Origin of the sequence: Actinomadura atramentaria DSM 43919 (assembly GCF_000381885.1) — a bacterium.
GTDB classification, from domain to species: domain Bacteria; phylum Actinomycetota; class Actinomycetes; order Streptosporangiales; family Streptosporangiaceae; genus Spirillospora; species Spirillospora atramentaria.
Genome location: NZ_KB907219.1, coordinates 140,703 through 151,656, shown reverse-complemented (window position 1 = coordinate 151,656; position 10,954 = coordinate 140,703). Strand labels below are relative to the sequence as shown.

The 10,954-nt window shown below is 75.9% G+C and carries 11 protein-coding genes; 3 read left to right on the top strand and 8 right to left on the bottom strand.

Annotation, left to right across the window (positions count from 1 at the left end; genetic code table 11):
* Positions 1-12: 12 nt before the first annotated feature.
* The 6 genes from G339_RS0125150 to G339_RS0125125 all read right to left on the bottom strand — a co-directional run bounded on the left by G339_RS0125150 (position 13) and on the right by G339_RS0125125 (position 5,491).
* Positions 13-1,788: an ABC transporter substrate-binding protein gene (locus tag G339_RS0125150; protein ID WP_019633831.1), complete on the bottom strand. Its 1,776-nt coding sequence runs from the start codon at positions 1,786-1,788 to the stop codon at positions 13-15.
* Positions 1,789-1,882: 94 nt separating this feature from the next.
* Positions 1,883-2,665 (bottom strand): NRDE family protein, encoded by a 783-nt coding sequence (locus tag G339_RS0125145; RefSeq protein WP_026341758.1) that lies wholly within the window; start codon positions 2,663-2,665, stop codon positions 1,883-1,885.
* Positions 2,666-2,710: 45 nt separating this feature from the next.
* Entirely contained in the window at positions 2,711-3,493 is a 783-nt protein-coding gene (locus G339_RS0125140; protein ID WP_019633829.1) for an SCO1664 family protein, read from the bottom strand.
* Between the two features lie 48 nt (positions 3,494-3,541).
* Complete coding sequence (locus tag G339_RS0125135; protein WP_019633828.1) at positions 3,542-4,090, bottom strand: DUF3090 domain-containing protein; 549 nt, start codon at positions 4,088-4,090, stop codon at positions 3,542-3,544.
* Between the two features lie 10 nt (positions 4,091-4,100).
* Positions 4,101-4,808, bottom strand: a complete 708-nt coding sequence (locus tag G339_RS0125130; RefSeq protein WP_019633827.1) for an MSMEG_4193 family putative phosphomutase — start codon at positions 4,806-4,808, stop codon at positions 4,101-4,103.
* Between the two features lie 20 nt (positions 4,809-4,828).
* Positions 4,829-5,491, bottom strand: a complete 663-nt coding sequence (locus tag G339_RS0125125) for a hypothetical protein (protein ID WP_019633826.1) — start codon at positions 5,489-5,491, stop codon at positions 4,829-4,831.
* Positions 5,492-5,684: 193 nt separating this feature from the next.
* Here G339_RS0125125 and G339_RS0125120 point away from each other — a divergent pair, with 193 nt between their 5' ends.
* The 3 genes from G339_RS0125120 (at position 5,685) to G339_RS0125110 (ending at position 9,276) form a co-directional block, all read left to right on the top strand.
* Positions 5,685-6,638, top strand: coding sequence for an aldo/keto reductase (locus tag G339_RS0125120; RefSeq protein ID WP_019633825.1), 954 nt, complete (start codon positions 5,685-5,687; stop codon positions 6,636-6,638).
* Positions 6,635-8,395, top strand: coding sequence for a helix-hairpin-helix domain-containing protein (locus tag G339_RS0125115; RefSeq protein WP_019633824.1), 1,761 nt, complete (start codon positions 6,635-6,637; stop codon positions 8,393-8,395). The genes G339_RS0125120 and G339_RS0125115 overlap by 4 nt, the downstream gene beginning before the upstream one ends.
* 206 nt (positions 8,396-8,601) lie before the next feature.
* Positions 8,602-9,276 (top strand): hypothetical protein, encoded by a 675-nt coding sequence (locus G339_RS0125110; protein ID WP_019633823.1) that lies wholly within the window; start codon positions 8,602-8,604, stop codon positions 9,274-9,276.
* A 63-nt stretch (positions 9,277-9,339) separates the two neighbouring features.
* Here G339_RS0125110 and fabI read toward each other — a convergent pair whose 3' ends face one another.
* Positions 9,340-10,134, bottom strand: a complete 795-nt coding sequence (gene fabI, locus G339_RS0125105) for an enoyl-ACP reductase FabI (protein WP_019633822.1) — start codon at positions 10,132-10,134, stop codon at positions 9,340-9,342.
* Positions 10,135-10,139: 5 nt separating this feature from the next.
* A complete protein-coding gene (gene fabG, locus G339_RS0125100; protein WP_026341757.1) occupies positions 10,140-10,844 on the bottom strand; it encodes a 3-oxoacyl-[acyl-carrier-protein] reductase in 705 nt (234 codons plus the stop codon).
* Positions 10,845-10,954 lie beyond the last annotated feature (110 nt).

The window sequence follows — 10,954 nt, the reverse complement described above, 5'->3', positions numbered from 1 at the left end:
CCGCGTGCGGGGTCAGGACAGTGCGACCTGGTTGAAGTCGAAGCCCTGGTACATCGGCAGGTAGAGGGTGTTCTTCGCCCGGGACGAGTGGAAGATCGGGTACTTCTGGTTCATGAAGGGCACCACGGCGGCGTCCTGCATGATCGTCCGGTCGGCCTGCGCCCAGAAGCCCGCCGCCGCGTTGGCGTCCTTGGCCTCCAGCGCCTTGTCGATCAGGCTGTTGACCTTCGGGTTGTCGTAGCCGCCGTAGTCGGTGGAGTTCGCGCCGTAGTGGCGGCCGTCGAACAGCGGGACGATGTTGGTGCGGCCGTTGTTGCCGTACCAGTCGGGAATCCAGCCGGGCGCCGCGATGTCCCACTTGCCGGCCTTGGCGTCGGCGGGGGTCACCAGCGTCGTGTTGTAGAACGTGCCGTTGGTGTCGGGCGTGAGGTTCGCGGTGATCCCGCACGCCTTGAGGTTGGCCTGCACCGACTGCGCGATGCGCGGGTGGTTGCTGGACACGCGGTACGGGAACCGCAGCGTCAGGCCGTTCGGGTAGCCCGCCGCCGACAGCATCTGCTTGCACTTGTTCGGGTCGCCCGCGTTGCCCGGCGTCGGGTAAAGGTTGAACTGCTGGTAGCCGACGCTGCGCGGCGGGATCACCTGGTTGAGGATCTCGCTGACGTCCGGGCCGCCGTAGATCTGCACCAGCGCCGTCTTGTCGATCGCGTACTGGATGGCCTGGCGGACCGCGGCCTTGCCGAGCGCGCCGTCGTTGTTCGGGCTGAGGGTGTTGAAGACCAGGTACGGGTTGCTGGTCGACCCGTCCATGATCTTGAAGTTCGCGTTGCCCTTCAGGCTCGGGATCTTCGACGTCGGGACGGTCTGGTCCCACGCCAGGTCCGCCGAGCCCTGCTCCATCTGCTGCTGGACGACGTCCGGCGAGTCCTGGCCCATCGTGATCTGGATCCGCTGCGGCTTCTGCGCGCGCAGCTCGTCGGTCTGCTGGCTCCAGGCGGGGTTCCGGTCGAGGACGTACTCCTTGTTCGGGCTGTACGACGTGATCTGGTACGGCCCGTCGGAGACGGTGTGGGACCGGAACTCCGGGCTGTCGGGAACGTACTTGTCGTACTCGGCGGGCGCGGCCGCCGCGAACTGCAGCCCCAGGATGTTGGTGAAGTCGCTCGCCGGGGCGGTGAGCTTGAGGACGAGCGTCTTGTCGTCGGCCGCCTTCAGGCCCGCGACGTCGTGCGAGTCCTGGTAGTCGGCCATCGCCTTGGCGCTCTTGGCGTCCACGTCCGCGTAGCCGTCGCAGAACGCGCTCATGCCCTGGATCGTCTCGGTGTAGTACGCCTTGCCGCCCGACGGCTTGGCCGGGTTGCAGATCCGCTTGATCCCCCGCACGAAGTCGGCGGCGGTCACCTCGCGGGGCGGCTGGGTGTTCCAGCGGACGCCCTGCTTGAGCTTGACGGTGTAGGTCTTTCCGTCCGCGCTGATCCCGCCGTTCTGCTGGGTGGGGATCTCGGCGGCGACGTCCGGGCGGACCTTGATCGCCTCGTCGAAGGAGTCGCTGCCCTTGAAGCTGAACAGCGTCCGCGCGAACTGGCGGGTGAGCAGGCTGCTGACGGTGGTGTAGCCGCTGGCGGTGTCGAGGTGGTCCACGTCCGCGGACCCGACGACCTTGAGCGTGCCGCCGCTGCCGCCGCCCCCGTTGCCGCCCCCGCCGCCCGATCCCCCGCACGCCGCGAGGACCAGCGCGAGCGCCCCGACCCCGGCGGCGACCGCCGTCCCCCGACCGCTGACTGCCATCTGCACTCCCCCGTCTATGCGACGTCCCCCGCGAGGGCCCGTCTGGGAGTGGCTGCCCCGCGACGGCCCACGAAGATCGCATCAGGTAGTCAAATTAGCACTCAGAGTCAGCACGCCGTACCTCGGTCCACCCGGCGGGGTCGCCGGGCGTCCCGGTGAAGTCGTAGCGGACGCCGTCCGGGGCGAGCGCGGCGAGGCTGACCGACCCGGTCCCCCACAGCCGCCCGTCGCCGAGGTCGACGAGCGGCAGCAGCGCCCGCGCGTCCGTGCGGGCCAGCCCGCCGCCGTCCAGTAGCGGCAGCCAGCCGCCCCACGCGGCGGCGGTCGGCCCGCCGGGGCGCGGGACGGGCCGCGCGGCGGCCGCGAACCGCGGCCGGAAGAACGCCAGCCGGGCCGCCATGCTCGCCTCCTCCGCGCCGCCCTCGGCGGTCTCCTCGCCTTCCAGGCCCGCGTTGACGATCATGTGGAGGCCGGGCGCGAGGACGCGTTCGCGCAGGTCGAGGCCGTTCCAGCTCCACAGCGTGACGCCGCCGGGGTCGGCGGCGACCAGGTGGAACGGCTCGTAGCGGGGCAGGTCGAGCGCCCGCGGCCCGTCCCCGGCGGCGGCCAGCAGCGGCAGCCCGCCCCGGGAGATCCGCGCGGCCTCGGGCGGGAGCGCGCCGCGCCCGTTGAGGACGCACGCGGCGCGCGGCGCGGCGGGGTCGACGGCGAACCAGGTGCCGCCCGCGCGCAGGTCGCGGCCGCCGACGAGCCGGGGCCGGTCGGGCCAGTGCCGCCCCGGCGGCTCCCACGGCCGCCCGGTGAACTCGTCGCGGACGCCCGCGAGCAGGACGGGGACCGGGGAGGCCGGGTCCACGTGGATGATCGCCGTACACATGGGCGTATTGGAGCATCCCGCGCGGTTCCGGCGGCGGGCGGGGTCCTACAGCGGCGGCCAGGGGACGGCGGGCCAGTCCTCGGACGGGAACGGGTGGACGCGGTGCTTGAGCATCAGCTCGGCGCGGTGCCGGGTCGCGGCGACCTCCTCGGCCGTCAGCAGCCCGGCGAGCCGGTCGCCGAGCGCGCCGTCCAGGCCGTCGCGGACCCGCGCGAGCGCGGCGACGGCCTCGTCGGTGAGCCGCTCCCCGCGCCACTGCCACAGGACGGTGCGCAGCTTGTACTCGGCGGAGAAGGAGACGCCGTGGTCGCAGCCGTAGACGTGGCCGCCGCCGGGCGGCAGCAGGTGGCCGATCTTGCGGTCGGCGTTGTTGATGACGGCGTCGAACACCGCGACGCGGCGGACCGCCTCGTCGGTGGAGCGCGACAGCGCCACCAGGTCGACGTCGGGGTCCGGCTCGACCCAGAGCTGCACCATGCCGGGCCCGTACGGGCCGTCGCGGTGGACGGTCGGGGGGACGATGTTCCAGCCCATCTCCTGCGACACCGCGTACGCGGCGACCTCCCGCTGGGCGAGGGTGCCGTCGGGGAAGTCCCACAGCGGCCGCTCCCCCGCGACCGGCTTGTAGACGCAGGCGGCGCGCACGCCGCCGTTCTCGACGGCGCAGTACAGCGTCGCGTTGGACGCCTGCACGAGCCGGCCCTCGACCGTCAGGCGGCCGTCGAGCAGCAGCCGCTCGGCCGCGCGGACCTCGCGGGGGGAGGACGGGTCGGGCGGCGGGATCGGCGCGGTGCGCCCCGGCGTCGCGTCGCCGGGCGAGGGAGTCATGGGGCCATTCTCCCGGCCCCGCACGTCATGATCCAGCGCATCGCGGGCTCAGCCGAGATATCCGTTCTGGCGCGGGCAGACGTGCCCGGCGGCGTCCAGCGGGCGGCCGCACAGCGGGCACGGCGGGCGGCCCGCCGCGACCAGCCGCAGCGCCCGCTCGGCGAACGCGCGGGCCTGCGCGGCGGTGATCCGGACGCGCAGCACGGCGACGGCCGGGTCGGCGGCGCCGAGGTCGGTCTCGTCGGCGGGGTCGTCGGTGGCCTCCTGGGCCTCCACGACGACGCGCTCGTCCTCGGGGTCCCAGGACAGCGACATCGCGCCGACCCGGAACTCCTCGTCGACGGGCTGGTCGAGGGGTCCGTCGTCGCGCAGCTCGGCGGGCGCGGCCGCCGGGACGGCCGGGGCGCCGCCGCGCCGCAGGACCTCGTCCAGCAGCTCCTCCAGCCGCTCGGCGAGCAGCGTCACCTGAAACTTCTCCAGGCCGACGCTGGTGACGCGGCGGCCGGCGCGGGCCTGCAGGTAGAAGGCGCGGTCGCCGGGCTCCCCGACGGCCCCCGCCACGAACCTGTCGGGCTGTTCAAACGAGATGACCGGCATGACCCGAACCCTACGCGCCGCCGCCGACCGGCGCGTCGCCCGCCGCCGCGCCCTCGGCCTCGTCGGGCCGCGGGACCAGCGCGGCGACCTCGCCGCCGGTGTCGTTGAGCCGGACGAGGAACGGCCGGGTCTCGGTGTAGCGGATCGCGGTGACCGACGCCGGGTCGGCGTGGATGCGCTGGAACTGGTCGAGGTGCAGGCCGAGCGCGTCGGCGACGACCGCCTTGATGATGTCGCCGTGCGTGCAGACGGCGTAGACGGCGGAGGGGCCGTGGTCGGCGGCGACGCGGGCGTTCCAGGCGCGGACGGCCGCGACGGCGCGGTGCTGCGCGGCGGCGAGGCCCTCGCCGTCCGGTCCCGGGAACACGGCGGCGCTCGGGTGGGCCTGGACGACCCGCCACAGCGGTTCCTCGGCCAGCTCCTTGAGCGGGCGGCCGGTCCAGTCGCCGTAGCGGACCTCGCCGAACCGCTCGTCGACCTCGATCCCGGCGGGGCGGGCGGCGGCGTCCGGCGCGGCGGCGATCTCCCCGGCGGTCTGCAGGCAGCGGTCCAGCGGGCTGGAGACCAGCGCGGCGAGCGGGACGGGCGCGAGGCGGGCGCCGACGGCGCGGGCCTGGGCGCGGCCCCGCTCGTCGAGGCCGAGGCCGGGGGTCCAGCCGGCCAGGACGGGGCCGGTCAGCTCGGTCAGTCCGTGGCGGACCAGGAGGAGGGTCGTCACACGGGCACTCTACGAGATCTTCACTCCGCGTCGTCGCCGGCGTCCTCGTCGGCGTCCTCGTCGCTGGGGCGCGGGACCGGCGCGAGCAGCCCCGACCACAGGTACGACTCGGCGTCGCCCGCCTCCAGCCGCCGGCGGAGCCGCTCGACGGCGGCGGTCGTCGGCAGGATCTGCCAGACGAGCTGCGGGTAGCCGAGGACGAACGCCAGCACGAACACCAGTTCCTCGCGGGCGATCATCGCCAGCGGCAGCCCGCACAGGATCACGCCCTCGGTGAGCGCGAACCGCACGAGCGTCGCCTGCCGGGCCTGCAGCGTCGCCAGCCGCGCGGCGCGGGCGGGCGCGAGGCCGGGCGGCAGCGGCCGGGGCAGCCGGGGCCCGACGAGCGCGGCGGCGAGCGCGGCCAGGACGGGCGGCGTCCACGGCACCCACGCCAGCGATCCGGCGAGCAGGCTCGGCCCCTCGCGGACGATGAGCGGCGACACGACGAGGATGAGGACGGGCGCGACCATGAGCGCGACGGCGGTGAAGCGCCACTGCCCGAGCAGGGTCCGGGTCCGGATCGACGCCGCGAACCCGGGGTCGTCGGCGGCGGTCAGCACGGGGACGGGCGCGCCGCCTCCGTCATCGCCGTCGTCGGGCGGTGTCGGCGAGTACATCGAGAACTGCGGGGGCGGCGCCATGCCTGCGCACTTTAACCGTCCGGCCGCGCCGGGGGAACGGCGTGCGGTGCGCGGCGGCGGCGCTCGTTTCGTCGTCGGTGCGCGATTGACCGCCCACTCGTGTCGTTTTCCGGTCTTCGGGGAGCGTTCCGGGGGCGGCGCGGCCGGGCGGGCCGGGGTGGTCCGTCCCCCGGGAGCGCTACATTGACCGCCTATGGAAGAGCGTCACGTCGGGCGGAGCGGCCTGCGGGTGTCCCGTCTCGGTCTGGGCACCATGACCTGGGGCCAGGACACCGAGCCCGACGAGGCCGCGGCGCAGCTCCGGGCGTTCGCCGACGCGGGCGGCACCCTGGTGGACACCGCCGACGTGTACTGCGGCGGCGACGCCGAGCGCATCCTCGGGCACCTGCTGCGCGAGCAGGTGCGCCGGTCGGAGCTGGTGGTCGCGACCAAGTCGGCGATCCTGCCGGACGGCCGCTACGACGGGTCGCGGCGGCACCTGATCGCCGCGCTGGACGCCTCGCTGGACCGGCTGGGGCTGGAGTACGTGGACCTGTGGCACCTGCACGTCCACGACCCGTCGACCCCGGCGGAGGAGACGCTGTCGGCGCTGGACGAGGCCGTCGCGTCGGGCCGCACCCGGTACGTGGGGGTCGCCAACCACGCGGGCTGGCAGGTCGCCAAGGCCGCCGCGTGGCAGCGGGCGTGGCCGGGCCGCGCCCCGGTGGTGTCGGTGCAGGTGGAGTACTCGCTGCTGCGCCGCGAGGTGGAGCGCGAGCTGGTCCCGGCGACGGTGGACGCGGGCGCGGGCCTGCTGGCGTGGTCGCCGCTGGGGCGCGGGGTGCTGACGGGGAAGTACCGCACGGGGCTGCCGGCGGGGTCGCGGGCGGCGAACCCGCGGTTCTCCGATTTCGTGCAGCCGTATCTGGACGAGGAGTGTTCGCGGATCGTGGAATCGGTCGTGACGGCAGCCGAGGGGCTCGGGGCGTCCCCCCTCGGGGTGGCGCTGAGCTGGGTGCGGGACCGCGCGGGGGTGGCCGCGCCGATCGTGGGGGCGCGGACGGCCGCGCAGCTCGCGCAGGCGCTGGAGAGCGAGGAGCTGACGCTGCCGCAGGAGATCCGGGCGGCGCTGGACGACGTCTCGGACATGCCGGGGGCGCACGCGTGACGGCGGAGACGGGCACCGGGACGAGCACGGAGCCGGGCGCGGCGCTGGCCGCGCTGCTGGACCGGGCGGGCGCGCCGCGCGCGCTGGCCGCGCCCGCGCTGGCGCGGCTGGGCGCGGGCGCGGCGGCCCTGCTGGACGCCGATCCGTGGCGGCTGCTGCGGGTGCCGGGCGTGACGGTCGCGCAGGCCGACCACTTCGCGCGGGCGCTGCTCGGCGACGCGGCGCGGCCGGACGACCCGCGGCGCGGCCGGGCGCTGGCCGAGCACGTCGTGGCGGCGGCGGCGCGGCGCGGCCACACGGTCGTCGCGGCGGCGGACGTGGTGGCGGAGCTGGGGCGGCTGGGCGTCGCGGACGCGTCCCGCGCGGTCGAGGACGCGCTGGACGAGGGCTGGGTGCTGCCGCTCACCGAGGAGCCGGAGTTCGACCCGGAGGCCGATCCGGAGGACGAGCCGCCCGCGATGGAGGAGCGGGTGGGCGCGGCGCGCTGGGCGGTCGCGGAGGAGGCGGCGGCCGAGGGGTTCGCGCGGCTCACCGCGCTGGGGACGGGCCTGCTGCCCGACGAGGACGTCCGGGCGCTGCGCGCGGGCCTGGCCGAGGACCGGTCGCTGGCGCTGACGGCGGCGCTGCGCACGGGCGTGTCGGTGTGGCGGGGCGCGGCGGCCGACGTGGAGGACACGGCGCTGGCGGTCGCGGGCGCGGCGGCGGCGAAGGGCCTGCGGGCGGCGGTGGCGGCGCCGACGGCGCGCGCGGCGGCGGACCTGGCGGCCCGCGTCCCGGCGGGCGCGGGGTTCGCGGTGGCGTCGGTCCACGCGCTGCTGGAGCCGTCCGCCGCGCCGGACGGGCCGCCGGGCGCGGTGGTGTTCGGGCGCGGCGAGCAGCGGCCGCTGGAGCTGGACCTGCTGGTGGTGACGGACGCGGCGGGCTTCGACGTCGAGGGCTGCGCGGTGCTGGTCGAGGCGTGCCCGGACGGGGCGCACCTGGTGCTGGGCGCGGCGCCGGGCGCGCCGCCCGCGGCGGGGCCGGGCCGGGTGCTGGACGACCTGGAGGAGTCGCAGACGGTCCCGGTGGTGGAGCTGGACCCGGCGGAGCCGCCGGGGCCGCTGGCGTCGCTGGTCGCGGCGGTGCGCGGCGGCGAGCTGGTCGCGGTGGACGCCCCGGACCGGGAGGTCGTGGTGGTCCCGGCGGCGTCGGACGGCGAGGCGGTGCATCGGGCGGTGCAGCTCGTCACGGACTCGATCCCGCGCGCGCTCGGCATCCCGGTGGAGGACGTGCTGGCGGTGGCGCCCGCGCCGGGCGGCGCGGCGGGCGCGGCGGCGCTGAACCGGGCGCTGAAGGAGCGGCTGAACCCGGGGCCGGGCGCGGTCGGCGGGTTCGACGCGGGCGACCGGGTGCTGGCGGCGGCCGCGCTGCCCGCCGCGCCGGTGGGCGAGCCGGGCGTGGTGACGGCGGCGGGGCCGGACGGGCTGACGGTCGAGTTCGCGTCGGGCTCGGTGACGCTCGCGGCGGCGGACGCGGCGCTGCTGCGGCACGGCTGGGCGGCGCCGGTGGCGCTCGCGCGGTTCGCGCCGCGCGCGGCGGTGGTCGCGGTGTTCGGGGCGGACGCGCCGCTGTCGCGGCCGGTGGCGGCCACGGCGTTCGGGCTGGCGCGGCGGCATCTGTCGGTGGTGCAGGGCGCGGGTCCGGCGCTGGCGCGGGCGGTCCGGGAGACGGGTCCGGCGCCGCGCCGGACGCGGCTGGCCGGGCTCGTCGTCGTGTGACGGCCGTACGCCCGGATGTCATCTGACTGACAACTTCGTCCCGGCGCATCGGGCGAAACGGCGGTTCGTCTATTTACGCCTGCGCGCCTTTGCGGCACGATCATGGGATCGGACCCTGGCGGCCGTCCGGCCGCGCGGCTACGATGTTGGACACATTGTCAATAACGGCACGTCAACGACAGGCACGCCCCGCCATGAGGAGTGAGATGCCCCAGCAGCGACGCTTCCGGCGCCTCGGGTCGGCCACGGCGGTGTCCGCCGGCGCGGCGGCGCTGGTGTTCCTCGGCGCTCCCGCCGCGTCGGCGCAGGCCGCCGCGCCCAGGGAGTGCGCCAAGGGCACCGATCCGGCGAGCACGCTGGAGAACTGGAAGTGCCAGTGGGACAACTGGACGGACGGCCTCAAGCCCAAGCCCAGCCCCACGCCCACCCCGAAGCCGAGCAAGCCCACCACCAAGCCGAAGCCGCCCGCGGCCAAGCCCAAGCCGAAGCCGACGAAGGACCGGCCCGCCGCTCCCCCGCGCACGACGGTCTCGGTCCCCGGCGGCGCGGCCGGGGCGGGCGGCGGCGTCACCGAGCTGAGCAGGCCCGGCGCGCAGCCCTACTCCCCCGGCGCGCCGTCCGCCGGCTCGCTCGCGCTGCCGACCCCGCAGGTCGCGGGCGCGCCCGGCGCCGCCGCGACGACGGCGAACCAGACGGCCGCCCCGCAGATGCGGCTCGTCTCGCCCGTCGCGGCCGCCGAGCCGCAGCGGCGCGGGATGCTGCTGTGGGTCGCCGCGGCGGCGGCCGCGGCGGGCGCCGCGGCCGCGCTGCAGATCAGCGTCGTGAGCCGCGGGTTCGCGCGCCGTTCGCACGGCAGGACGCGGAGCTGGTCGCGCCGCTGACGCGGAACGAGGACGGGGCGGCGGCCCTCCCGGTCCGGGAGGGCCGCCGCCCCGTCTCGCGTCTCAGGCGTCCTGCGGCGGGCCGCCGACCGCGTGCAGGCCCCCGTCCACGTGGACGATCTCGCCCGTCGTCGCCGGGAACCAGTCCGACAGCAGCGCCGCGCACGCCCGCGCGGTCGGCTCGCTGTCCTTGATGTCCCAGCCGAGCGGCGCGACCTTCGGCCACATGTCCGTCATGCCCTCGAAGCCGGGGATGCTCTTGGCGGCCATCGTCGCCAGCGGTCCCGCCGCGACCAGGTTCACCCGGACGCCCTGCGGCCCGAGGTACTTGGCCAGGTAGCGCGAGCACGACTCCAGCCCGGCCTTCGCGACGCCCATCCAGTCGTAGACCGGCCACGCCTTGGTCGCGTCGAAGTCCAGGCCGACGACCGACCCGCCGCCCTTCATCAGCGGCAGGCACGCCGTCGTCAGCGCCTTCAGCGAGTACGTCGAGGCGTGGACGGCCGTGGCGACGTCCTCCCAGGGCGTGTCGAGGAAGTTGCCGCCGAGCGCGGTCTGCGGCGCGAACCCGATCGCGTGGACGACGCCGTCGAGCCGGTCGAAGCCCTCGCCGCGCAGCCGGTCGGCGAGCGAGCCGAGCTGCTCGGCGTTCATCACGTCCAGCTCCAGCACCGGCGGCGGGTTGTCCGGCCCGGACGGGAGCCGCTTGGCGGTGCGGGCCGTCAGCGTCGGGCGCGGGTAGGCGGTCAGCACGACCTCCGCGCCCTCCTGCTGCGCGACGCGCGCGACGTGGAAGCCGATCGAGGCGTCGGTGAGGACGCCGGTGACGAGGACGCGCTTGCCGTCGAGGATTCCCATGCCGCTCAGTGCCCCATTCCCAGTCCGCCGTCCACCGGGATCACGGCCCCGGTGATGTACGAGGCGTCGTCGCCCGCCAGGAACCGCACGGTCCGGGCGACCTCCTCGGGCCGCGCCTGGCGGCCGAGCGGGATCACCGACGTGATCGCCTTGTGCTGGTCCTCGCTGAGCACGGCCGTCATGTCGGTGTCGACGAAGCCGGGCGCGACCACGTTGACCGTGATGTTGCGGGACGCCAGCTCCCGCGCCAGCGACCGCGCGAACCCGACCAGGCCCGCCTTGGACGCCGCGTAGTTCGCCTGCCCCGCCGAGCCCGACAGGCCCACCACCGACGACACCAGCACGATGCGGCCGCCGCGCGCCCGCATCATCGGCTTCACCGCGCGCTTGGCGACGCGGAACGCGCCGGTGAGGTTGGTGTCGAGCACGGAGGTGAACGCCTCCTCGCTCATGATCGCCAGCAGGGTGTCCCTGGTGATCCCGGCGTTGGCGACGAGGACCTGCACCGGGCCCTGCTCCGCCTCGACCTTCCCGAACGCCGCGTCGACGTCCTCGGCGCTCGTCACGTCGCACCGGACGCCGAACAGGCCCTCGGGGGGCTCGCCGGACCGGTAGGTCACCGCGACCCGGTCGCCGGCGGCCGCCAGCTCCCGCGCGATGGCCAGCCCGATGCCCCGGTTACCGCCGGTCACGAGGACAGAGCGACTCATGTGGTACCTCTCGTCAGCCACTTTCCAACGGCGACGAGCGTAGCGGTCCCGCGTCGCCGGACCGATGTCCCGACCCGACAAGAACGCCGCTCCCGCCTTTGTTCCGGCGG